General features: G+C 59.4%; 19 protein-coding genes. 6 read left to right on the forward strand and 13 right to left on the reverse strand.

Going from position 1 to position 21,976, the window contains the following annotated elements; translation table 11 throughout:
- Positions 1 to 38 precede the first annotated feature (38 nt).
- From AACR14_RS14075 to AACR14_RS14100, 6 genes are all read right to left on the reverse strand, one after another.
- Positions 39 to 629, reverse strand: coding sequence for a nucleotidyltransferase family protein (locus tag AACR14_RS14075; protein ID WP_019446625.1), 591 nt, complete (start codon positions 627 to 629; stop codon positions 39 to 41).
- Complete coding sequence (locus AACR14_RS14080) at positions 616 to 876, reverse strand: GNAT family N-acetyltransferase (RefSeq protein WP_005337747.1); 261 nt, start codon at positions 874 to 876, stop codon at positions 616 to 618. The genes AACR14_RS14075 and AACR14_RS14080 overlap by 14 nt, the downstream gene beginning before the upstream one ends.
- Before the next feature lie 203 nt (positions 877 to 1,079).
- Positions 1,080 to 2,264 (reverse strand): iron-containing alcohol dehydrogenase, encoded by a 1,185-nt coding sequence (locus tag AACR14_RS14085; RefSeq protein ID WP_019446626.1) that lies wholly within the window; start codon positions 2,262 to 2,264, stop codon positions 1,080 to 1,082.
- Between the two features lie 17 nt (positions 2,265 to 2,281).
- Positions 2,282 to 2,800 (reverse strand): hypothetical protein, encoded by a 519-nt coding sequence (locus AACR14_RS14090; protein ID WP_019446627.1) that lies wholly within the window; start codon positions 2,798 to 2,800, stop codon positions 2,282 to 2,284.
- On the reverse strand, positions 2,781 to 3,371 hold the full coding sequence (locus tag AACR14_RS14095) for a TetR/AcrR family transcriptional regulator (protein ID WP_033114288.1): 591 nt from the start codon (positions 3,369 to 3,371) through the stop codon (positions 2,781 to 2,783). Before AACR14_RS14095 ends, AACR14_RS14090 begins: the two co-directional genes overlap by 20 nt.
- 11 nt (positions 3,372 to 3,382) lie before the next feature.
- The gene (locus AACR14_RS14100; protein WP_019446629.1) at positions 3,383 to 4,828 is read right to left on the reverse strand and encodes a coniferyl aldehyde dehydrogenase; all 1,446 of its coding nucleotides are present in this window, start codon (positions 4,826 to 4,828) and stop codon (positions 3,383 to 3,385) included.
- Positions 4,829 to 5,040: 212 nt separating this feature from the next.
- On the opposite strand from AACR14_RS14100, the gene AACR14_RS14105 reads away from it, so the two are divergent.
- From AACR14_RS14105 to AACR14_RS14115, 3 genes are all read left to right on the forward strand, one after another.
- Positions 5,041 to 5,334: a hypothetical protein gene (locus AACR14_RS14105; protein WP_019446630.1), complete on the forward strand. Its 294-nt coding sequence runs from the start codon at positions 5,041 to 5,043 to the stop codon at positions 5,332 to 5,334.
- A gap of 198 nt (positions 5,335 to 5,532) precedes the next feature.
- On the forward strand, positions 5,533 to 6,516 hold the full coding sequence (locus AACR14_RS14110; protein ID WP_019446631.1) for a nucleoside hydrolase: 984 nt from the start codon (positions 5,533 to 5,535) through the stop codon (positions 6,514 to 6,516).
- A 106-nt stretch (positions 6,517 to 6,622) separates the two neighbouring features.
- On the forward strand, positions 6,623 to 6,958 hold the full coding sequence (locus AACR14_RS14115; protein WP_005353195.1) for a DUF3634 family protein: 336 nt from the start codon (positions 6,623 to 6,625) through the stop codon (positions 6,956 to 6,958).
- Positions 6,959 to 7,045: 87 nt separating this feature from the next.
- Here the strand turns inward: AACR14_RS14115 and AACR14_RS14120 are convergent, their stop codons facing one another.
- Together AACR14_RS14120 and AACR14_RS14125 are read right to left on the reverse strand one after the other, a co-directional pair.
- Positions 7,046 to 8,251 carry a c-type cytochrome gene (locus tag AACR14_RS14120; RefSeq protein WP_019446633.1) on the reverse strand — a complete coding sequence of 402 codons (1,206 nt, stop codon included), beginning with the start codon at positions 8,249 to 8,251 and terminating at the stop codon, positions 7,046 to 7,048.
- Entirely contained in the window at positions 8,248 to 10,173 is a 1,926-nt protein-coding gene (locus tag AACR14_RS14125) for an NAD(P)-binding protein (RefSeq protein ID WP_019446634.1), read from the reverse strand. Before AACR14_RS14125 ends, AACR14_RS14120 begins: the two co-directional genes overlap by 4 nt.
- Positions 10,174 to 10,540: 367 nt before the next feature.
- Between AACR14_RS14125 and AACR14_RS14130 the strand changes: the two genes are divergently transcribed.
- Positions 10,541 to 10,915 (forward strand): DUF805 domain-containing protein, encoded by a 375-nt coding sequence (locus AACR14_RS14130; RefSeq protein WP_019446635.1) that lies wholly within the window; start codon positions 10,541 to 10,543, stop codon positions 10,913 to 10,915.
- 82 nt (positions 10,916 to 10,997) lie between these two features.
- Here the strand turns inward: AACR14_RS14130 and AACR14_RS14135 are convergent, their stop codons facing one another.
- From AACR14_RS14135 to manA, 5 genes are all read right to left on the reverse strand, one after another.
- A complete protein-coding gene (locus tag AACR14_RS14135) occupies positions 10,998 to 12,101 on the reverse strand; it encodes a YdcF family protein (protein WP_019446636.1) in 1,104 nt (367 codons plus the stop codon).
- Between the two features lie 347 nt (positions 12,102 to 12,448).
- Positions 12,449 to 13,201, reverse strand: a complete 753-nt coding sequence (locus AACR14_RS14140) for a DNA/RNA non-specific endonuclease (protein ID WP_019446637.1) — start codon at positions 13,199 to 13,201, stop codon at positions 12,449 to 12,451.
- A 233-nt stretch (positions 13,202 to 13,434) separates the two neighbouring features.
- Positions 13,435 to 15,327 carry a PTS fructose transporter subunit EIIC gene (locus AACR14_RS14145; protein ID WP_019446638.1) on the reverse strand — a complete coding sequence of 631 codons (1,893 nt, stop codon included), beginning with the start codon at positions 15,325 to 15,327 and terminating at the stop codon, positions 13,435 to 13,437.
- A 520-nt stretch (positions 15,328 to 15,847) separates the two neighbouring features.
- A complete protein-coding gene (locus tag AACR14_RS14150; RefSeq protein ID WP_005353179.1) occupies positions 15,848 to 17,488 on the reverse strand; it encodes a methyl-accepting chemotaxis protein in 1,641 nt (546 codons plus the stop codon).
- 860 nt (positions 17,489 to 18,348) lie between these two features.
- A complete protein-coding gene (gene manA, locus AACR14_RS14155) occupies positions 18,349 to 19,548 on the reverse strand; it encodes a mannose-6-phosphate isomerase, class I (RefSeq protein WP_019446639.1) in 1,200 nt (399 codons plus the stop codon).
- Between the two features lie 129 nt (positions 19,549 to 19,677).
- Between manA and AACR14_RS14160 the strand changes: the two genes are divergently transcribed.
- Together AACR14_RS14160 and icd are read left to right on the forward strand one after the other, a co-directional pair.
- Positions 19,678 to 20,553: a helix-turn-helix transcriptional regulator gene (locus AACR14_RS14160; RefSeq protein WP_019446640.1), complete on the forward strand. Its 876-nt coding sequence runs from the start codon at positions 19,678 to 19,680 to the stop codon at positions 20,551 to 20,553.
- 156 nt (positions 20,554 to 20,709) lie between these two features.
- Entirely contained in the window at positions 20,710 to 21,963 is a 1,254-nt protein-coding gene (icd, locus tag AACR14_RS14165) for an NADP-dependent isocitrate dehydrogenase (RefSeq protein ID WP_019446641.1), read from the forward strand.
- Positions 21,964 to 21,976: the final 13 nt, after the last annotated feature.

Here is a 21,976-nt window from a genome sequence, read left to right on the forward strand (position 1 = left end):
CCTAGTGTGCCCAAGGTTATCGAAAGATTGCAATCAGGTTATGGCCAGTTTACCTGAAGGTCAGGCCAGATAGCCTGCCAGCGTTTCTCCTTGATGCGCTGGGTAAAAATCTGTTTGTCCTGGCGACATCTGGGGTTGGCACTCACTTGCAGCGACCAGTTGATGGCAAAGCCGTAGGGGGCGAGCCACTCGAACTCGCCATCTCGGGTGAGGCGTACGCCGATGCAGGTGGGCACCTCGACCCAGTGGCTGAGCGCCTCAAGGCTGCTGGCAAACGGCGCTACCAGCTGGCGAGTGTGCATGCGAGCCTGATTGCGCACTTCCCACTGCAGATCCGGCAGCCGCTTTGCCAGCCAGGCTTCATGCGTTACCTCGGCCAGCCCTTGCGGGTCGCTTTTATCGAGATAGATAAGGTCGATATCGTTGAGCGGGGTGGGCACCGCCTTGTGGTGAAGGTGATCCCAGATGAGGTTGCGGATAAAACCGGCCCCCAGCGCCCAGTCGGGCAGATTGAGCTCAGCCGCGGCTTGCAGGCAGGCCATCCGCTGCGGATCGGCCCGCAGCAGGGCTTCTGTTTTGGCTTGGAATTGCTGTTCGAGGGCGGAGTTCAGAGGTTCAGTTGTTGGCATTGCGGCGTAACCAGACATCAATGTAGCGGCAGCTCGGCACTATAGTGAGCCCCTCCGCCTGAGTCCAGTTGAAGAAGGCGCGCGCCAGCTGATCGGCAATCCCCTGCACCCGCAGCTCGGGGGGCACGAAGGTGCTGTAGGCGTCGATAGTCTTGGCATCGAGCCGCCGGTAGCGCAGTCTCGACTCTTTCCCCTCCACCATACAGATGAACTGCTGCTGGTTGGCCTGATGGATGATGTCGCTCATGGTGGGCACCTCTGGCATAAAGTTGGGTCTCTCGGCACAACATAACTGTTAGCCAAGGTATAGAACAGATAATGAGAGCCCGTGGTCAATATCATCCCCCTTTGACAGAGGGCGCATCGATATCGCGATGTAGATCAAGGTGCCCGATGGTGAGTCGGGCACCGCGTTAGTGTCAGCACAAGAGTGTTGGCAAAGGGGAGGGATCAGGTCCAGGCCCGCTCCAGCAGAGTGAGCAACTGTTCACGGTTGGCATCCTTGCGATTGAACAGCATGGCACCATCGTTGACGGCCAGATCCCGTATCTCCCCGAGCAGCGAGCGATCGCTTACCCCCGCCTCGCTCATGGTGCGCGGCAGCTTGACCGCCTGCCAGAGGGTATCGCGCAGGGTACGGATGGCGGTGATGGTCGCCTCGGCCCGCAGGTGGGCCGGGGTGGCGGCAAAGCGCTCGGCCCCCACCAGCGGCAATAGCAGGCGGGCCAACTCGTTATCCACCTCGGGGCGGTTGTAGTCGAGCACGGTAGGCAGGAAGAGGTTCATGCACAGGCCGTGGGGCAGATGGCAGCGAGCCCCCAGACTGTGGCCGAGGGCATGCACCAGCCCCACCATGGAGTTGGAGAAGGCCATGCCCGCCAGGGTGGAGCCTTCCGCCAATTGCAGCCGCAACTGCTTGTTTTGCGGATCCTTGAGGATGAGAGGCAGGGCATTGGCGATCTTCTCTACCGCCATCAGGGCCAGCGCATCGCTCACCGGGTTTTTGGCAGTGCCGATAAAGGCCTCGATGGCGTGGGTCATGGCATCCATGGCGGTAGCGGCGGTGATGTTGAGGGGCAATCCCTGAGTCAGGCGCGGGTCGAGCACCGCCAGCTGCGGCAGCAGGAAGGGGGAGGTGAAGGGCACCTTGCGCCCACTCGTCTCATCCTTGATCACCGCCACCAGCGTTACCTCGGAACCTGTGCCCGCCGTGGTGGGCACCACCGCCAGCGGCTTGAGAGGACGGGTCAGGCAGCCCGCACCCGAGTAATCGAGCAGGTGTTCACCACCCATGGATGCCAGGATATTGGCTGCCTTGGCGGTGTCGATGACCGAGCCGCCCCCCAGTGCGACCAGACTGTCGCAATCGAGCTCGGCGTAGCGTTTGGCGATCCGCTCCACCACCGCAGTGGAGGAGTCGGCCGGGATCTCGTCCCAGATGGCGGCGACCGGCAGTTCCCCCTCGGCCAGTACATTGGCCAGCAGGGTGGCAAGACCGGTGGCATTGACCCCCTTGTCGGTCAGCAGCAGGGGGCGGCGAGCACCAAGGCTTGCCAGCTCGCTGGCCAGCTGCTCCAGCGCCTGTTCACCGGCCAGCAGTTTGACCGGACAGAAAAAATCGTAATAGCGGCTCATATCAAGGCTCCTTGCGCTCAGCCGGTTACCAAACCCAGATAGATGTTGCAGGCACGGCCAAGCTTGTTGCGCTGGGCCGGATAGTGGCGCAGCAGCGGCCGCGCGATAAAGGCAGGCAGGATCAGGGACTGCAACTGCTCAAGCCCCCGCACCAGATGCATGGCGGTGGTCAGATCCCCCTCCACCAGCAGCCGGTTTTCACTGAACGCCTGATTGACCCCGAGCCGAAAGCTCAGGGCGCGAAACGCGATATTGGGGTGCTTGAAGCGCACCCGCAGCGGATGGATGGTGGCATGGGGTGCTGCCGGCGTGCCGGGATACCAGCACCCTCCTTCTTTATGCATGTTCATGGCGTAATCAAGCCCCCCCACCTCAAGGCGAATGGCCAGGCCATCCGGCAAGGGGACCAGTTCGCGGCGCACCGCCTCGTCGATACGGGCGGCGCGGCAGAGGGTACGGCCCACCACCCAGAGCAGAGTGGTGATCCAGAGGCGGCGGCCCAGTGCGGCCAGAGATTCAACGGTCGGAGTTGTCATAGGGGTTGGCTCCTGAGATGGCTGACCAGAAGAGGGCAAAGGCACTGGCTTGCCAGTGGGCATCCTGCCCAAGCTCGGGTTGATCGACAAACAGTGATGCGCAGGCGAGGAACTGCCCCTGACACACCTCCAGCAACAGCGGCGCGGGTGCCTGCATCAGCTCGCCACTGGCCTGCCCTTTTACCAGCAGGGCGGGCAGAAAGCGCAGGGTATCGTTCAGGATTTGGCTGCGGGCCGGGCGGGCCAGCAGAGGGGAGTGAAAGAAACCCAGCACGAACTTGAGTTCATTGGGGTGGGCCAGCATCCAGCTCATCGCCTGCTGCCAGTAGTGGTGGATCTGCTCGCGCAGTGCCAGCTCGGGATCGGCTTCGCAGATGGCAGCGCCCATCCGGGTCTTCACATCCTGATAGAGCTGGAGGATGAGTGCCTCTTTGCTCGGAAAGTGGTGGAACAGGGTGCCGTTGGCGACCCCGGCCGCCTTGGCAATGCGAGCGGTGGCGGCCCCCTGCAGACCATCTTCGGCGCAGAGGGCGAGGGCGGCATCCAGGATTTGGCGGCGCTTGTCGGTCATGGCGGGCTCCGTCAACGCAGGAAGAAAGCCATCATCAGCTTCTGGATCCAGCTGTTGTAGGGCGGATGGATCAGGGAGCCGGTGGTGAACTTGCCGCGGGTCAGCACGGTTTTCGCCTTGGAGAAGGTGAGAAAGCCCTCGTGGCCGTGGTAGTGGCCCATGCCGGAGGCGCCGATGCCGCCAAACGGCACATCATCGGCTGCCACCTGAAACAGACTCTCGTTGATGGCCATGCCGCCGGAGTGGGTCTCCCGGGTCACCCGCGCCTGCAGCTCGGGATCGAAGCTCATCAGGTAGAGAGCCAGCGGGCGGGGCCGTTCGGCGATATAGGCGAGCGCCTCCTCCAGGGTGTCGTAGGGGATAAGGGGCAGCAGCGGGCCGAAAATCTCCTGCTGTATCACCTGACAGTGGCCCGGCACCCCGGTCAGCAGATGCGGGGCCAGGAGGCGGCGCTGATCATCCCGCGCCGGAGTGGCACAGGGGTGGAGCTGGGCACCCGCCTGTTTGGCCTCATCGAGCCAGCTGACCAGCCGCTGATACTGGCGATCGTTGATGATGGCGCCGTAGTCGGGGCTGGCGAGCCCGGCAGGGTAGAGCTTGGCAAAGTGGTTGCGATAGGCGGCGATAAAGTTCTCCACCTCGCTGCGGGGTAGCAGCACATAGTCGGGGGCGACGCAGATCTGGCCGGCGTTAAGGCTCTTGCCGAAGATCATCCGCTCGATGGCGGTCTCAACCGGCATGTCGGGGGCGATGAGGCAAGGGCTCTTGCCACCCAGTTCAAGGGTGAGGGGAGTGAGCTGGGGCGCGGCGGCGGCCATCACCAGCTTGCCAACCATGGTGGAGCCGGTGAACAGCAGGTGATCGAAGGGGAGCGAGCTGAACGCGGCCGCCATCTGGGCATCCCCCTCGATGACGGCGATCTCGTCCTCGTTGAAGGTGGTGGTGAGCAGGGTTCGCAGCACGGCGTTGGTATGGGGAGTGAACTCGGAGAGTTTCAGCATCGCCCGGTTCCCTGCCGCGATGGCGGTGATGAGGGGGCCAAGGCTCAGCATCACCGGAAAGTTCCATGGCACTATGATGCCGACCACCCCGAGCGGCTGGAAGTGCACCTCCACTTTGGCGGGAGCCAGCAGCAGACCGGCATGGCGACGATGGGGCTGCATCCAACGCTTGAGCCGCTTCTGGGTGTAGTTGATCTGCATGATGCAGGGGAGGATGTCGGCGATCTGGCTGTCGTAGTGGCTGCGCTGGCCATAATCCTGTGCCAGCGCCGTGCAGAGCTGCTCCTTGTGAGCCAGCAGCGCCCGCTTGAGCTTGGTCAGCTGGGTTCGCCGCTCGGCCAGCGTCGGCATGGGGTGTTCCCGGCTCGCCCGTTTGAGCCGCTCCAGCTGCTCGGGCAGGGCCAGCTTGATGGCGAGGATATCCTCCGGACTGTGCTGATGCGGTGCGACTCCCATGCTCTTCTCCGTCTGAAAAACAACCGACTGATTGGTCGGTCTAAATCTAGTCGTTTGTTGCGCAAGTGTAAAGCTGGCATCATCTGCCCCTGTCACCGGCGGCTGGACGCAAGAGAGAACTGTGTTCCTCCCCACACTTTTGTGGTTTGCTCGTTGGTGGCTTATCCAATAAGAGGTAGTTTTTGGCTATTCACATGCACGGAGGGAGCACTATGACCAGGGAATTGAACAGCTTGTTGACCCGGCTTGAAGATGTGGTTGAGCGGATGCCGGATTGCTTCAACACCTACGAATTTGCCCAGAAGCTGGCGCTGCAATATCAGCCGGAGTTCTTTGCCGCCGGCCACTCGTTGGCCGAGCATGAAGGCAAGGTGCTGCGGGTGCTGCACCAAAAGATTGCCGAGGCGCTGGCCAGCTGCGATGCGGTGATTGAAGGGGCTCTGCTCCCCTGTGTGACCCCCTGGGGAGAGAAGTCCACCTCACCACGCTGGCACCGTAAACGCTGAGCGGCGGGAACCTGGTTCCTGCACAATAAGATAATGAATCGTCATGGCGCGGCCCCAAGTGGCCGCGCCAGTTTTTGTAGCGGGGATTGTGGATGTGATGCAGGAAAGGGCGGGCAAAGGTTCAGGGTGTGATCCCCTGCCGGGATAAAGGGCGGCGAGCCCGGTAGACTCCCCCTTTTGTCGTTGCAGGGAGGTCATATGACTGACAAGATCCAGACTCACAAGATTATTCTCGACACCGATCCGGGCATCGACGATGCCATGGCCATCCTCTTTGCCGAGGCTCACCCCGCCATCGAGCTGCTCGCCATCACCACCGTTTTTGGCAACGCCACCATCGCCAATGGTACCCGCAACGCCCTCTGGCTCAAGCAGAAGTACGGCATGAAAGCGGATGTGGCCAAAGGCGCTGCCGCCCCGCTGCTGCGTGAGCCGGTCGGCCCCACCACCATAGTTCACGGCCCGAGCGGCTTTGGTGACCTAGAGGCGGGAGAGGTGAGTATTGCGCCCGATCCCCGTCCCGCCTGGCAGTACATTGTCGAGGCGGTCAAAGCGGCGCCGGGGGAGATCACTCTCGTTACCATCGGGCCCCTGACCAATCTGGCGCTGGCGCTGCAGCAGGCGCCCGAGATTGTTTCACTGGTGAAACAGGTTGTGGTGATGGGGGGCGCTTTTGGTATCAATGGTCATCGCGGCAACGTCACCCCCTATGCCGAGGCCAATATCCACGATGATCCCGATGCTGCCGACCGGGTCTTTACTGCCGACTGGCCGGTGGTGATCATCGGGCTGGATGTGACCCAGCAGAGCTTTTTCAGCGGCGACTATCTCGATGCGCTGCGCGACGAAGCGGGCGAGCCGGGCCAGTTCCTGTGGGATGTGAGCCGCTTCTACCTGCGTTTCTACTCGGAGAAACTGGGACTCTCCGGCTGCCATGTCCACGACCCGTCCGCCATCGCCTATGTCATTGACCCGACTCTCTTTACCCTGCGCGAAGGGCCGGTGCGGGTTATCACCAGCGGCCCGGCCATCGGCCACACCCTGCAAAAGTTCGATGGCAAGCGCCATTCCCACGATGACTGGGCAGCCTATCGCCCGCAGCAGGTCGGGGTGGCGGTGCGCGATGAAGCCTTGCTGGCGCTCTATCGCGAGACGCTGGTGGGCTGGGGCAAGGATTGCTGAGCAAAGGGGCGCTATTGTGCTGACGCGGGGGCTGTGATCGGCGCCAAACAATCGGAACGCACGGCCGCTTATACTGCCTTATATCAAGAGCTTGGGAGGGATGAAGATGGCCTGGATTTCCTTGATAGTGGCGATAGCCCTGATCTGGTGGTTGATGAAGCTGGGGCGTGGTGCCCTGTTCGAAATCCGCCTTGCCCCCGGCAAGGTAGTGGTCAAGCAGGGCAAGGTGTCACCCGCCTTTATTGAGCATGCCAAGCAGATCCTGCGCCACGACACGGTGCGCGGTCGCATTGTGGGTCAGCGCGATGGCGATGGCGTCAAGCTGATCTTCTCCCGCTCCATCCCCGAGCCGGTGGCCCAGCGTTTTCGCAATATCTTCCCCTATGGCGATTACCGCCAGCCAACGGCGCCGCTGCCGGGGCCCAAATCCCGCAAGGGATAAGCACCGGAACGTGGTTCATCAATAGCAAACGGGCCTCCAGTGGAGGCCCGTTTTTATGGCACTTGGCCAAGAGAGAGCCGACAGCCCTTACTCTTTACCGTGCAGCTCGCGCTGGGCCTTGACCGACGCCGCCTTGACGGCGGTGCCTTCATTGCCCCAGGAGGCGCGCAGGGTGTTGACCAGCTCGGCGAGCCGCTCGTCATCCATGGTCCAGCCATAGCCCGGCATGTGGTAACCCAGATGGCCATGGGTGACCGGTGTTTCGGCGCCGTGCAGCAGCACATTGATCAGGCTTGACGGATCGCTCGCCAGCACGGTGCGGTTGTTGACCAGCGAGGGGATGACGTGGTCATTGCCCTGGCCGTTGACCCCGTGACAGGTGGAGCAGTACATGGCGTAGTCCGCCTTGCCGCTGGCACTGGCGTAGGCACGGGCCCCTTTCTCCGCCATCGGCTCATCTTTCAGATCGGTGAGATAGGTGGCGATGCTGGCCAGATCGGCGTCGCTGAAATACTGGCTGCTGTGAGTGATCACTTCCCCCATGGGGCCCGCGACCGCTTCATGCTGGCTGCGGCCGGTTTTCAGCAGATCGATCAGCGCCTGCTTGCTGTAACGGCTGCCGCGAATATCGGGGGCATACCAGCCATCCAGCGCAGCACCGCTCAGGTAGACGGGATCCGCCTCGGTCAGCGCTTTCTCCTGCATGCCGAGCCCGCGCGGAGTGTGGCAGCTGCCGCAGTGGCCGGCGCCTTGCACCAGATAGGCGCCGCGGTTCCACTCTTCGCTCTTGCCTGCGACCGGGGTGAAGCGGCTGTCGTCGTGATAGACCCAGTTCCAACCCATCAGCGGCCAGCGCATATTGAGGGGCCAGGGGATGTCGCTCTCCTTGTTGGCGATGGCCAGTGGTTGCACCTCCTTCATCAGGTAGTGATAGAGATCTTCGAGATCCTTATCGCTCATCTTGGCGTAGGCGGTGTAGGGCATGGCCGGATAGAGGCGATGGCCATCGCGGGCCACCCCTTCACGCATCACCTTGATGAACTCCGGCAGGCTGTAGTTGCCGATACCGTGGGTCTTGTCCGGGGTGATGTTGGTGGCAAATACGGTGCCGATGGGGGTCGGGAACCCTTTGCCGCCCGCCAGCGGCTTGCTGGTCTCGCTGGTGTGACAGGCAGCGCAATCGCCGAGCTTGGCCACGTATTCCCCTGCCGACATGGCGGGGGCTGCGTTGGCGGCAAGGGTAGGCAGGGCCAGCAACAGGGCGCTGGCGGTCAGTGACAGGGCGCGGTTCATTGGGCACCTCCCTTGCTCATGGCAACCAGCTCGTTGACGGCGCGCCACGCTTCGTCGATGGCAGCGTGAGCGTAGGGGCTCCAGCCTGCATCCGAGTTGGCGATGGTGATGTTGCCGATCGGCTGGCGACCCAGTTCAATCCATTTTTCGCACTGCGCTTCGTCATCAAACAGGGTGTTGGTGACATAGGAGTAACCGTGAGACCAGCGGTTGACCGTGATGGCGAGGATATCCTGCTCATGGTTGAAACCGGCGCTGCCCAGCATTCCCTGCAACTGCTCGCGGATCATCTGCTCATGCTGCTCGAACGGCATGCCGAGGATCATGGCGCGCCCCTTGCGGGACTGTTCGCGTGCCGAGAGGCCGCTGCCCGGCAGGGTCGGCACATAGACCATGTGCAGGCACATCGGCTGATCCGGGCTCTTGGGATGCTCGTAGCCACCCATGCTGACCGGATAGTCGAGCTTGACCCGGCTGTAGGGTGCGGCGGGGGAGTAGACCTCGTGTACCCCCAGCTTGACGAAGGCTTGCCAGTTCTTGATCACCACCTTGGTGTAGACCAGCGGCGCCTTGGCATTCTGGCGCAGCGCCTCCTTCTGGGGCTCCGGCATCTCGGGCACCATGTAGGGGATCATCATGTTGTAGCCAGCCATGATCGACTGCTTGGCCCGCACCCGATGCAGTTTCCCCTCCTTGATGTAGGTGACATCCACCGCCAGCTTGCCGTCGGCGAGGCGCACGTTTTTGGCCTGCAACGCCGTGCTGCCAAGGCGCAGTTGCACCTTGTGCTCCGGCAGGTCGAGCTTGCTGTAGTCAAACTTGGCCAGCACCACATCCTGCATGGTGTGACCCGGTGCCACCTGCGGAATGAGCTTGCGCACCATCAGGCGGGTGAGACCGGCGTTGCCATCGGGGAAGTGGAAGATGTAGGGGTCGTCCAGCTCTGCCTGCTCCTCGGCATCCAGCGGCGTCAGATTGAGGCCGTCGAACCCCGGCAAGGCGCAGAGGCGCGCATCGGCGCAGGCGGTGGCGTCGATGCCGACCGCCTGGAAATCGTTGGTGCGCTGCTGGAAGTAAGTGATCGCCCGCTCGCTGAGGCCCACTTTATCGCGCAGGAAGGTGGTGTAGCTGTTGCGGGTCACCCACTCGTCCTGCTGCTCGCGGGTCATGCCGCTCAGGTAGTCGATCTTCGATTCGTGCAGGGCCAACAGGGCGGCCTTGTCGGCATCATCGAGGGGGAAGTCACCGATAAATTCTGCCAGCGGCCGGCCGTTCAGGCGATCGCGGGGGATATCGTCCGCCACGTTGTGGCCCGGATCCCCGTTCACTATCTTGTTGACGCCAAAGTGCTTCTCGTCGAAATAGACGCCACGGCTCAGCCCCAGATCCGGATAGAAGGTCTGCTGGAAACCGGCGGCCAGCTCGTCGATGTTGACCTCCAGCGCCTTGAGCAGACCGAGCGCCACCGGGCTGTAGACCGAACGCGGTGATTGCAGGGACTCACTGCCGCCGTAACCCAGACGCAGGCCATCGGGGGTGGTGAACTCGTTGCGCTTGGCGTGGCCGCCAAAGTCGTCGTGGTTGTCGAGCAGCAGGATCTTCTTATCCGCGCCGAGCAGTTGCTGATAGAAGCAGGCGGCGGCCAGGCCGCTGATCCCGGCGCCGACGATCACCAGATCGTACTCCCCCTCAAGGGGAATATTGGCGAAGTCATACTGCTTGCCGTCACGGGCGATGCTGTGGGCCGGTTCGAAAGAGCCCGGGTGGTTACCGCGCAGGCCGGTGAGGGCGGGCGGGTAGGCCAGGGTTTTATCCGCCAGCGCGCTGCCGCCTTCGGCAGCCTTGAGCAGATTGATAGGGGCGACGCCTGCCGCAATGGTGATGGCAACGCCGTTGAGAAAATCTCTGCGTGTAATACTCATGGCTATCCCTGTGTTAGGAGAAGTAATGAATAAGTGGATTCATTATGGGAGGGAGACACAGATCCTGTTCAGGATTGGGCGCCGAATCTACCGCTATCCTCACGCTGAGTCCATACGATTGCTAATGGATTATTAAGCACCATTTTCCTGCTTGTGACGAGAGTGATGCGCTGATGGAGGTGATTTGCCCTGTTGCAGGGCAAATTATCTTCCGGATCGGTCGGTCAATGATTGCCGCAGCTGATTAGTTTGGGAGGCGTTCGGGCATCATTGTCGACTCGGGGGGATGATCGCGCTAAGCTCTTAACTACTTGTTTTATCGACTCTCTTTTTTATTCATAGGCATAAAGGCCACTCAGGAGGCGCAATGAACTGGTACATCTCGGTCCTCAAGCAATATGCGGTATTCAGCGGGCGAGCCCGTCGCACCGAATACTGGATGTTTGTGCTGTGCAACGTCATCGTCATGTTGCTGCTCGGCATGGTGGACAAGCTGATTGGCGGCGACAAGGAGCTGATCAGCTCCATCTATTCGCTGGCGGTGCTGCTGCCCTCGCTGGCGGTGGCGGCCCGTCGCTTGCACGATACCGACCGCAGCGCTTGGTGGCTGCTGCTCGGGCTTATCCCCATTATCGGCACCCTGGTGCTTATCTATTTTATGGTTTGCAACGGCCAGCAGGGGCCAAACCGCTTCGGTGACGATCCCAAAGCGGCCCCCTCGCAGGGCTTTATCGTCAGCTAACGGGCGCGGCTTGGCCAATCATCGGTCAATAAAAACAGAGGGAGGCATCACGCCTCCCTCTCTTTTTCGTGTTGATGGCCTATCAACGCTCAATCAGCGGGGCGGAGCGGTAGCTCCACATGCCGTAGGTGCGCAGGGCGTCGCGGTAGATGCCGAGCAGCTCGCTCTCGCTCGGGGTGGCCAGCTCCTCGAGGGGCTTGTCGGGGTAGCTGACGCTCGCCACCTTGATGTTGGCCGGACCAATCTGGTCGCAGGCGATTTCCAGCACCGTCTGCCCGCGACGTACATGGCTGGCGGAGCTTACCAGCACCGCATAGTCAATCTGGTGGCGGGCGAGGGCATAGGCGCTGTAGAGGGCGTTATCCACCGTGCTGGTGGCGTAGTTCTCTTCAATCAGGCGGCTGCGGTCGATGCCGTGGTTGGCCAGCCAGTCAGCCATCAGCTTGCCCTCGGTCTGGCGGTTCTGGGGCACGCCGCCGGTCAGGATGAGCAGCGCTTCTGGGTCGGCTTTGGCCAGATCAAGGGTGGTTTGCAGACGGCCCAGCAGGATCTTGTCCATGCTGCCGTCGGGATTGAGGGCGTAGCCCAGGGTGACGATGGCGCGTTTGCCCTCCCTGCTGGCCTTGACCTGATCCTCGGTCAGTTCGGTCTGCAGCGGGGCGGCGGTGATCCGCTGCACCCGGGCGATGATCTCCTCCAGATCGGCGGCGCGGCCACTGTTGCGATCCGCCACTTTCGCCAGATAGCTGCGGGAGGCCTCCTTGTTACCCTTTACCAGCTGCCAGATGGCGAGATAGCTGTTGATGTCGAGATCATCGGGGGCGACGGCTTGCGCCTGCTCCAGCAAGGTGATGGCGCGGCTCAGGTTGCCGTTGTAGATCTGGGCGTTGGCTGCCGAGATGAGCAGGTCGGTGCGGTAGGGTTCAAGCTGGTAGGCGGCCAGCAGCCGCTCGGTCACCAGCTCCATATTGCTCGGCATCTTGGCGGTAAAACCGGCGTGGGAGATTTTGGCTGGCGACTTGTAGATTTGCAGCGCTTCGCCGAGCAACATGTCCACCGCCTGGCGTTTGCTGACCAGGGTATTGAGGTCGTGCTCCATTTGCATCGAGCTCTCGGCCGCTTGCAGGGCGAGGGGCGAGAGCGCCAGCAGGCCGCCGAGGGTGAGGGCAAGAAGGGTCTGTTTCATCAAAAAGTCCTCTGTCGGGCTGAATCGCGCCGTGGTGCGCCGGCTTACGGGGCGCTGTGACAAGGCAAATGTGCGTCAATTCAGTCTGTTAGTGCCAAAGAGAGGGCAATATAGCAGCTAACGGTGCGGCAAACTGTGAGTCGGGGCTAGTCGTCGGGTGATGCCACACTAGTGGCCGCAAAAATGGCCGCAAAAATGGCCGCAACAGTGGCCGCAACGGGTCAGCAGCCATCTGAAAATGGCAGGGGGAGCGTAACTCCCCCTGCTGGGAGGGGCGCTGACCCCTCCCTCTATCGCGATTCAAGAGAGATGGGGTGTCAATCTATCTGCGGATGAGCTGTTCGCGGTCAGTTCCACATTGGGGAGATGCGGGCTTCCAGCGTCTCTTGCTGCTCTTCGGGCATATTGCTGAAGAAGTTGAGCTGGGTCTGCTCTTCCACCTCGCGTACCGAGACCCGGTAGTCGGCGATCTGGCTGATGGGCACCTCTTCCTGCGGCATGATAAAGGCGATGGCCTGCAGTCTGGCCGGGTCCATCACGATCTTGTAGTAGGCGCTCGGGATCGCCACACCCTGACCGATGGACTCTTCAGAGCCGGTAAAGATGGGGCCGGTGATCACCTGCACATCCTTGCGGGAGACCGCCCACTTGTTCACCTTGTCCTCCAGCACGCGCCACGCCTTCTGGTTGAGCACCCCGATCTGCGGCGTCATGTTGCTCAGCAGGAAGCTCTCTTTCATAGTGTTCTTGTTCGATTTCATGTCCCCCGCCGGGGCCTGATGGCCACGGTCGTAGCCCGAGCCCTTGTAGTCGGAGAGGGTGGCGCGGTAGGCAACCGGGATCTCCCTGTCCTCGGCGAAGGCATCCTTGCGCGGCACTGTGCCCTGTGCGCTTTGGGCGGTCATCCGGTAGGAGACCCAGTCCGCCACCTTGTAGTCGTAGTTGTAGCCGACCGCATACCCTTCACGGCAGAGCTTCTGATCCGATTCGGAGGGCAGGCCAAAGCGTACGTGGTCGCCACACGTCCAGTGAGCCGCCAGCAAGGGGGGGGCAGTGAGGGTGAGGGTAACAGCCAGAACCAATTTATTGATTTTTATCATTTTTGTGATGCTCCAGTTTAGTAGGCGGAGCCATTTGACATGAGATCTGACCAGCGCTTCAATTGCTGTTTTTTTACACGTCACAGTTCTGTGACGGCTCGCCAAGATCCGTGATGTGACTGGTTAATATGTTTTAAATCAGTGGCTTGGTCGGTGGGATGATATGCGGTTGCTCGGCAGGCAACGAAAAGGGGCCCGCGATGGGCCCCTTGTGATGAGCTGTCTGACTGCTATCAGGCGGCGTTTGCCTTGTTGCCCAGCGTGCGGGCCAACAGTGCTTCCGGATTGTGAATCGCCTCCTTGGTCTTCACATCGATGACCTCGATATTGGTGAAGCGCTCGCGGTTCTTGATAGCCACGTCGTGGGCGAAGATGACGCAGCGGGCGTTGGCGACATCCTTGGCGGTGATGCGGTTGATGATGCCGTTGGCGCCCTGGGTCTCGACCTTTATCTTGATCCCCTTCTTGGCGGCGGCCTTCTGCAGGCTCTTGGCGGCGAGGAAGGTGTGGGCCACGCCAGACGGGCAGGCAGTGATGGCCAGTACGTCCGCTTCTCCTTCCGCTTCAATGATCTCGAAGCTGGTTTGGGTGGTGGTCACGTCATCTTCTTCGCTCACTGGCTTCTTCAGCAGGTTGACGATGATGGCGGTGGTCAGGGCGCCGAGGATGGTGCCGAGAATGTAACCCATCTTGCCTTCCACCACCGGCAGGACAATCCAGCCACCCCAGGGTGCGTGGTTGATACTGTGCATCATAAAGCCGGTGATGTTGCCGACGATACCGCCTGCGACGATGGCCGGGATAACGCGCATGGGGTCAGCGGCAGCAAACGGGATGGCACCTTCACTGATACCGATCATCCCCATGATGGCGGCCGCTTTACCGGATTCACGCTCCTCTTTCTTGTAACGCTTCGGAGACATAAAGGTCGCCAGTGCCATACCGAGCGGCGGCACACAGATGGCGATACCGACGCCGCCCATCAGCCAGGGCTGGGTGTTGACCTGAGTCTGGGCAAACAGGGTAGCAACCTTGTTGACCGGGCCGCCCATATCGAAGGCGGTCATACCACCCAGAATGGCCCCCAGCATCACTTTACCTGAGCCCGCCATGCTGGAGAGCCAGAGGTTCATCCCTTCCATCATGGCGGCGATCGGGGCGCCGATCCCCCACATCACGATGCCACACACCAGGAAGGTACCGATCAGCGGATAGATGAAGATGGAACCAAGCGAGGTCATTGAGTCAGGCAGCTTGATCCGTTTGAGCTGATTGACCACGAAACCGGCGATAAAGCCCACCAGAATGGCGCCGAGGAAACCGGTTTGATAGTGCTGAACGGCAATCCAGGAGCCGATCATGCCCGGGGCCAGGCCCGGCTTGTCAGCCAGCGAGTAGGCGATGTAGCCACCCAGTACGGCAGTAAACAGGGTCAGACCGGCGATACCCATGGTCGCCATGTCTTTGAGGAAGCCCGCTTCCGGCACGGCGCCCTTGCCGCTCATCATCACCGACAGGGAGAGCAGCACACCGCCTGCCACGATAAAGGGGATCATGTGGGAAGTACCAAACAGCAGGTGCTGCTTCATGGTGTTGAGGCGATCCTTGAAGGTGCGATCGGTGGGTTCAACCGGAGCAGAGGCCTCCGGTTTGGCGGCTGGCGCCGGTTTTTCCATTTTCGGGCCCTGTTTGAGCAGGGTCAGCGCTTGCTCAACAGTAGTGGCCGCCTTCATCTGCTCGATAAAACCGGGTTCCAGCAGACGGGTAGAGAGCTCCGCCAGCACTTCGATATGGTGGTTGGCACCGCCATCCGGGGAGGCGATCATGAAGATCAGCTGGGTCGGTTTGCCATCTTCGGCGCCGTACTCGATACCCTGACGGCTGACACCGATGGCAATGGCCGGACGGCTGACCACCTTGCTCTTGGCGTGGGGCAGGGCGACACCCTGCTCGAAGCCGGTGCAGTCCAGCTGCTCGCGGGCCCAGATATCCTTGACGAACTGCTGTTGATCAGACACGGCGCCATCGCGCGCCAGCATCTGTGCCATCTCGTCGAATAGAGCCTCCTTGCTGGTGGCCTTCAACTCCAGGCAGATGAGTCTGCCGTTGGTCATGGTGGGTAACATATTACTCTCCTGGCTCCGTTGCCGAGCCGCATGATGGGGGGAACAATTGACCTGGATATTGTTCTCCCGTTGGCGCGGTGCCGAAATCGGACAAATGTGCCGTTTACTGGATTTTTGTGCTGTGCAAGTCGTCATGTGACCCAGCTCGCATATCATCACAAAAGCAAATTCATACCGATATGTTTATTTTTTCAAACAAAAACAATATTTTGTAAATACATCTTGCTACTTGCATGAGTGCGGCAAAAAGGTTTCGCCTTCGGAGGTATGGAGATTTGTGTGCTGCTTTGAGGGTGGAAAATGTGAAGGTGCTGGCAAAACGCGTTGAGAGAACAATCAGAAAGAGGGAGGGCTGCTCTTGATGTGAGTTAATCCCTCCACTGATCACTTGTTATGTTCATCATTGGTGTCTTCGGGTTTTGTATGGTTCCTTATTTGACAAAGCCCGCCACTTTTATGAATGGCGGGCTGTTTAGTGCTTCAGCCTTATTGGGCTGATGAATGAGGGGGGCAATCGGGGCTATGTCCGAAACTTGCGTACAACCTCCTGCAGTTGTGTTGCCAACAGGTTGAGGTCGTTGCAAGCCTGAGCCATTTGTTTGGCGCCGGTCGCCACTTCTTCCGAGGCATTGCTGATGTTGACTACATTGCGATTGAGCTCCTCGCTTACCGCCCCCTGCTCTTCAGTTGCGGTGGCAATCTGAATATTCATGTGGGAGATACTGTTAACCGAGCTACTTATTTCGGCAATAGAGGCTCCCGCTTCGCGAGCTGTGTGGACCGTCTCGGACATCATATCCTGACTTTGTTGCATGGTGACGCCCGCTTCGTTAGCACGCTGCTGCAGTTCGGAGATGATGTGGTTGATCTGGGAAGTGGAGTCTTGGGTTCGTTTGGCCAGAGTGCGGACTTCATCTGCTACCACGGCGAAACCACGACCTTGTTCACCGGCTCGGGCTGCCTCGATTGCCGCATTCAGTGCCAGCAGGTTGGTTTGCTCGGCAATTCCCTGAATGACTTCAAGCACCATGCCGATATTTCGGCTGTCATCACCCAGCTGGCGGATCACCAGAGCAGTCTCTTCGATGGCGGTAGCCACCTTTTCAATCCTGCCGATTGAGTCATTGACGGTCTCGCTGCCTTGTGCGGCTGTGTCGCTGGCCGACGTTGCTGCGCTGGCGGCGTCGTTGGTATTGCGGGCCACCTCCTGTACCGTGGCTTGCATCTCGTTCATGGCTGTGGCCAGCTGATTGAGCTCATGCTGCTGGGCGCCCATGTTGTTGGCCGATTGCTGGGCCACCGCGCTAATCTCTTCGGCTGCCGCGCCCAACTGCACTACCGAGCCGGAGACCTCGTTGACCAGCATGCGCAGATTGGATTGCATCTCGTTGAACCCTTGAGCCAGCTTACCCAGTTCGTCATGGGAGAATTGCTTCATGTCGAGTTGGCTGGTGAGGTTGCCTGCCGCCACCTGGCGGGTCTGCTCCAGCAGGGTCATCACAGGATTTCGGATCTGCCGGATCAGCAACCAGGCCACAATAACGACGAACAGCAAGGTTAGCGCACCGACTGTAGTGCTCAGCAGTTTGGCCCGTTCATAGGAAGCCTCACTCTGCTTGGTCAGCAGGTTGGCGACCCGATCGTTCTCCTTGCGAAGCTCCAGACCATCCTGTCCGGCCTGCTCAAGGGCTGCGCGGGATTCGTTTTTGATCAGCGACTGCACCTTGGCAATATCTCCCTGCCGTATGGCTGTTTCCAAGTCACCATGAGCTGAAAAATATTTGGCTGCTGCAGTTTTAAGCTCTGCAAACATGTTGCGATCTCGCTCCGACACAAAAGGCATAGATCCATACCGTTGCTCGGCGGCCATGTACTGACTCTTTGCCGCTTCGAAAGACTGTGTGCTGCTGTTGAGGGAGTCGGGATCCTTGCCCAGTGCATCTATCACCATGTTCAGTTCGGCACGGCGAGCGTCCAGCAAGGACACATGCATCTGGCTGGATGCCCGGATGGAGGGAACGATATTATCGCTGACCTCACTGGCGTCACGGTAAATATTGGAGAGTTGTAAAGTGGCAAACCAGGCAAAACCCAGCATCAACAAAGCGAGAGTGGTAAACGCCATGGTCAGCTTTTGCCCAATTGTCATTTTTGTCAGCATATATCCTCTTTTATCTATTTTTGTCAGCGGATCTTTGTGTGAAATTTATATCGGCGAATAGATGTGATACCTTAAAAATAAATCAAATAAAAGAGATCTTAATCACAGAGGGTATTTAAGGACTATTTCTTTACTGCAATGAGGTTTGGCTGGCATATCAAAAAATAAATATCAAATCTCTCATTACCCTGCTTTTAAATTGATTTAATTGTCAGTTCATGCGGCCTGGCTTTTTACGGATTACGTCAGTCGAAGGTGTGGCGTAAAATAAAATGTGCTACATATCATAATCTTATGGTTTTTTTAAGTTGTTATTTTCGATAGAGATCGAATGTTCTGCTTGGAATTAAATTATAGAACGACTAAAAAATAGGGCCGCATCTCGAAAATTCAAAAGAGATTCCTTTCGTTTGCATTATTAATGGCTCTGTATGGCTACGTGTGCTAAATGTTTACAGACCGAATGATGATGGCTGGGGAAAGGTTTAATGGCGATGCATCTATGTGCTGTTTTAGTTTTCATCAGGGGGTGAAAATAGTAGAGAGTAGAGTTGTTATTTTTATGGCCTCCATTTTAGCCGGATACTCAGAGTGTCGCCGTTGCTTGTGCAGGCTGGAATTTTCTTCGTTTCAGCAAACCAAGTCATCTGCATCAGGGTAGTGCCAAGCTCAGGCGACAAACCTGTGGAGCTGGTTGTGGGCAGGATGCAGTCAGGGATGGACTTCAGAGCGAGATGCCTGAAGGAAGGTAGGCATAAGAGAGCAGTAGAGATACAGACGGACTTGACTGGTAGGCCATATTGCTCTGTTGGGAGGGGGAGGCATATTCCCCCTCCAACGAGAGTCGGCTCTTATGCTGATTAGCAGCGGTTGCCGGCGCGGGCGACCCGCCCTTCGGCCAGCAGTTGATAACTGCCAGTCGCTGCAGGAATAAAGGCTGATTGCCCCTTTTCCAGACGCAGTGACTGTTCGCCCTGCTTGAGGATCACGGTTGCATCGATGGCAAACAGGATCTCGGCGCTGGCAGTGGTGAGCTGATGCTCGCCAGCCGGGTAGACGCTGAAAGTGAAGTCAGGTACCGGCACGTCGAAGTGCTGTACCGCGCCATCACAGCGGGGGGCCAGCAGGATCTGGTCATCCGGCTTGGGCAAGCAGCGGGTGCAATCCAAAAGCTCTGCCACATCGATGTATTTGGGGGTGAGGCCGGCGCGCAGTACGTTGTCGGAGTTGGCCATGATCTCGAGACCCGTGCCGCGCACATAGGCGTGCGGGGTACAGGCATCGAGGAACATCGCCTGACCTGGCTCAAGCGTCACCACGTTGAGCAGCAGCGGCGAGAATAGGCCCACATCTCCCGGGTACTGGGCCGCCAGACTGGTGATAAGGGCAAACGTCTCCTCATCCTGATGGGCGGCGGCATAGGTCAGCAGCCCTGCCAGCGCCTCCTCCTTGCACACCCCTTCCAGTACCAGCAGCTGGTGGAAGAAGTGCTGCAGGCCCGCTTCATTCTGGCTGGCGGCAAGGGCAGCGGTCAGATCGGCGATGGCCGCCAGATTGACCCGCTCGAACAGTGCCAGAATGGCGGGAATGGCGCGAAAGCCGTTCATCGCCTGATAGGGGGTGAGGGCAAACACCAGCTCCGGCTTATGGTTCGGGTCCTTGTAGTTGCGATTGCTCGCCTTGATATCGATGCCTGCGGCCTCCTCTTTGGCAAAGCCCGCTTCGGCCTGAGCCTTGCTCGGGTGCACCTGAATGGAGAGAGCCTTCTCGGCACACAACACCTTGAACAGGAACGGCAGGCTGCCAAAACGGGCGAAGGTGGCCTCACCCAGCGCGGCGGCCGGAGCCCTGTCGATCACCGAAGAGAGCTTTTGCACACTGCCCGCCAGCGTCACCTCGGAGCAGCCGTTGGGGTGAGCCCCCATCCAGAGCTCGGCCTGGGGTTTGCCTTGCGGGTTGGGAATGCCAAACAGGGTGGTGAGGGAGTCATGACTGCCCCAGTCATAGCCTTGAATCGGGTTTTGCATCAACAGAAAGGAGGGCAGATCGCTACTGCTCATAAGGGACGCCTCGTCTAGTTTGAAGAAAATCGGGTGCAGAAAAGGGTGGCATTACTGCTGTGGACCGGACTATAACATGGGCGGTCGTGCGCGCCGCAACCGCTTGCCTCTCTCTTGATCAGGATCACCATGTCTCTCATCTTCAGCCAACTGCTCGACGGAGCCCTGAGCGAACAGGTTCCATTTGACCAAATCTGGTTTGCCAGTGAACAGGGGGTGCCACCCAGTTTCAGCTATCAGGTCAACTTTCCCCGCCTCGAGCTGGTCTTTAGCGGCGAGTATCTCAACCAAATTTGGGACAGGGAGGAGGGGGTCAGAGAGATCAGTGTATTGCCGGGACAGGCGCTCTATATCCCTCCCAACGGCTGGAACAAGCCGCTCTGGACCACCGACTGCTCGGTGCTGAGCCTGCTGTTTGGCAAACGCCAGCTGGGGTTCAGCCTGGTGAGCAAGCGCCGTGAAGATCCGGACTTTTTCGATGTGCAAAAGCACAGCATCATGGCGCGGGCGGGCCATGTGATCGAACACATTTTGGCGGCGCTGAACGTACTGACCGAGGATCCCGGTCGCTCCCCCACCGATGATCACCTGCTGCAGGCTCTGCTGGCGAGTGCCCGTCAGCTGTTGCTGGAGTCCGCCACGGATCGGCCACGGGGGGCAGAGCTCTTTCACGGGATCTGCATCTATATCCAGGAGAACTTTCACCGCTCCATCACCCGTGACTCCATCGCCCATCGTTTCAACGTCTCGGCCAGCCATCTCTCCCACCTGTTCCGCGAGCAGGGTCATATGCGCCTTGCCGATTACATCAGCTGGGTGCGGATCGATCGGGCCAAATTCATGCTGAAAAAGTACCGCTTTCGTCTTGAAGAGGTGGCCAGTCGCTGCGGTTACAGTGACGTGAACTACTTCTGCCGGGTGTTCAAACAGAAGACCGGTTTGACCCCTTCCCAGTATCGTTCCCTGAGTCAGCCGCAGGCTGCGGCCAGCGAGCTGGAGGGATAACGGGGCTGTGTCGGGAAGGCGTGGTGACGGCGCACTGGCGGGTGGCTACCTCTTTGGTCTGACATGCTTTCTTGTCGTTTTATTATGAAAATGAATGGGCTAAGATGGCCGCGCGCAACAAACAAGTTGATAACAAACGGAAGTTAGGAGATGCCGATGGAAAGCAAAGTAGTAATCCCGACCCAAGGTCAGAAAATCACAGTCGATGCCAACGGCAAGCTGCAGGTTCCCAACCATCCGATCATTCCGTTTATTGAAGGGGATGGCATCGGTGTTGACGTAACCCCGGCCATGTTGAATGTGGTGAATGCTGCGGTCGAGAAAGCCTACAAGGGCGAGCGCAAGATCGCCTGGATGGAGATCTATACCGGCGAGAAGTCGACTCATGTCTATGGCGAAGGTGCCTGGCTGCCGGCCGAAACCCTGGATTTCATTCGTGAATATTGCGTGGCCATCAAGGGCCCGCTGACTACTCCGGTCGGTGGCGGTATTCGCTCCCTCAACGTAGCCCTGCGTCAGGAGCTGGATCTCTACATCTGCCTGCGTCCAGTGCGTTACTACGACGGCACCCCGAGCCCGGTCAAGCGTCCTGATCTGACCGACATGGTGATCTTCCGCGAGAACGCCGAAGATATCTACGCTGGTATCGAGTGGAAGGCCGACAGCGTTGAAGCGAACAAGGTGATCGCCTTCCTGCAAAACGAGATGGGCGTGAAGAAAATTCGCTTCCCGGAGTCCTGCGGGATCGGCATCAAGCCGATGTCCAAGGCCGGTACCGAGCGTCTGGTGCGTGCTGCCATCGAGTATGCCATCGACAACGATCGCGACTCCGTGACCCTGGTGCACAAGGGCAACATCATGAAGTTCACCGAAGGTGCCTTCAAGGATTGGGGCTATGCTCTGGCTCAGAACGAGTACGGTGCCCAGCTGATCGACGGCGGCCCATGGTGCTCCTTCAAGAACCCGAAAACCGGCAAGACCATCGTCATCAAGGATGTCATCGCCGATGCCTTCCTGCAGCAGATCCTGCTGCGTCCGGCCGAGTATGACGTCATCGCCTGTATGAACCTCAACGGTGACTACATCTCCGATGCGCTGGCCGCTCAGGTAGGCGGTATCGGCATCGCACCGGGTGCCAACATCGGTGACGGCGTGGCCCTGTTCGAAGCGACCCACGGTACTGCACCGAAGTATGCCGGTCAGGACAAGGTCAACCCGGGCTCCCTCATCCTCTCCGCCGAGATGATGCTGCGCCACATGGGCTGGGTTGAAGCGGCCGATCTCATCATCAAGGGTATGGAAGCGGCGATCCGCAACAAGACCGTCACTTATGACTTCGAGCGTCTGATGGAAGGGGCCACCCTGCGCTCCTGCTCCCAGTTTGCTCAGGACATGATCGACCAGATGTAATCTGCTGCTTGCC

It is taken from the genome of Aeromonas sp. 159 (assembly GCF_963862045.1).
GTDB classification, from domain to species: domain Bacteria; phylum Pseudomonadota; class Gammaproteobacteria; order Enterobacterales; family Aeromonadaceae; genus Aeromonas; species Aeromonas veronii.

What these genes read in the sequence shown, in the direction of transcription:
- AACR14_RS14075 (WP_019446625.1), bottom strand. Translation starts at nt 629, where the DNA reads ATGCCAACAACTGAACCTCTGAACTCCGCCCTCGAACAGCAATTCCAA.
- AACR14_RS14080 (WP_005337747.1), bottom strand. Translation starts at nt 876, where the DNA reads ATGAGCGACATCATCCATCAGGCCAACCAGCAGCAGTTCATCTGTATG.
- AACR14_RS14085 (WP_019446626.1), bottom strand. Translation starts at nt 2,264, where the DNA reads ATGAGCCGCTATTACGATTTTTTCTGTCCGGTCAAACTGCTGGCCGGT.
- AACR14_RS14090 (WP_019446627.1), bottom strand. Translation starts at nt 2,800, where the DNA reads ATGACAACTCCGACCGTTGAATCTCTGGCCGCACTGGGCCGCCGCCTC.
- AACR14_RS14095 (WP_033114288.1), bottom strand. Translation starts at nt 3,371, where the DNA reads ATGACCGACAAGCGCCGCCAAATCCTGGATGCCGCCCTCGCCCTCTGC.
- AACR14_RS14100 (WP_019446629.1), bottom strand. Translation starts at nt 4,828, where the DNA reads ATGGGAGTCGCACCGCATCAGCACAGTCCGGAGGATATCCTCGCCATC.
- AACR14_RS14105 (WP_019446630.1), top strand. Translation starts at nt 5,041, where the DNA reads ATGACCAGGGAATTGAACAGCTTGTTGACCCGGCTTGAAGATGTGGTT.
- AACR14_RS14110 (WP_019446631.1), top strand. Translation starts at nt 5,533, where the DNA reads ATGACTGACAAGATCCAGACTCACAAGATTATTCTCGACACCGATCCG.
- AACR14_RS14115 (WP_005353195.1), top strand. Translation starts at nt 6,623, where the DNA reads ATGGCCTGGATTTCCTTGATAGTGGCGATAGCCCTGATCTGGTGGTTG.
- AACR14_RS14120 (WP_019446633.1), bottom strand. Translation starts at nt 8,251, where the DNA reads ATGAACCGCGCCCTGTCACTGACCGCCAGCGCCCTGTTGCTGGCCCTG.
- AACR14_RS14125 (WP_019446634.1), bottom strand. Translation starts at nt 10,173, where the DNA reads ATGAGTATTACACGCAGAGATTTTCTCAACGGCGTTGCCATCACCATT.
- AACR14_RS14130 (WP_019446635.1), top strand. Translation starts at nt 10,541, where the DNA reads ATGAACTGGTACATCTCGGTCCTCAAGCAATATGCGGTATTCAGCGGG.
- AACR14_RS14135 (WP_019446636.1), bottom strand. Translation starts at nt 12,101, where the DNA reads ATGAAACAGACCCTTCTTGCCCTCACCCTCGGCGGCCTGCTGGCGCTC.
- AACR14_RS14140 (WP_019446637.1), bottom strand. Translation starts at nt 13,201, where the DNA reads ATGATAAAAATCAATAAATTGGTTCTGGCTGTTACCCTCACCCTCACT.
- AACR14_RS14145 (WP_019446638.1), bottom strand. Translation starts at nt 15,327, where the DNA reads ATGTTACCCACCATGACCAACGGCAGACTCATCTGCCTGGAGTTGAAG.
- AACR14_RS14150 (WP_005353179.1), bottom strand. Translation starts at nt 17,488, where the DNA reads ATGCTGACAAAAATGACAATTGGGCAAAAGCTGACCATGGCGTTTACC.
- manA (WP_019446639.1), bottom strand. Translation starts at nt 19,548, where the DNA reads ATGAGCAGTAGCGATCTGCCCTCCTTTCTGTTGATGCAAAACCCGATT.
- AACR14_RS14160 (WP_019446640.1), top strand. Translation starts at nt 19,678, where the DNA reads ATGTCTCTCATCTTCAGCCAACTGCTCGACGGAGCCCTGAGCGAACAG.
- icd (WP_019446641.1), top strand. Translation starts at nt 20,710, where the DNA reads ATGGAAAGCAAAGTAGTAATCCCGACCCAAGGTCAGAAAATCACAGTC.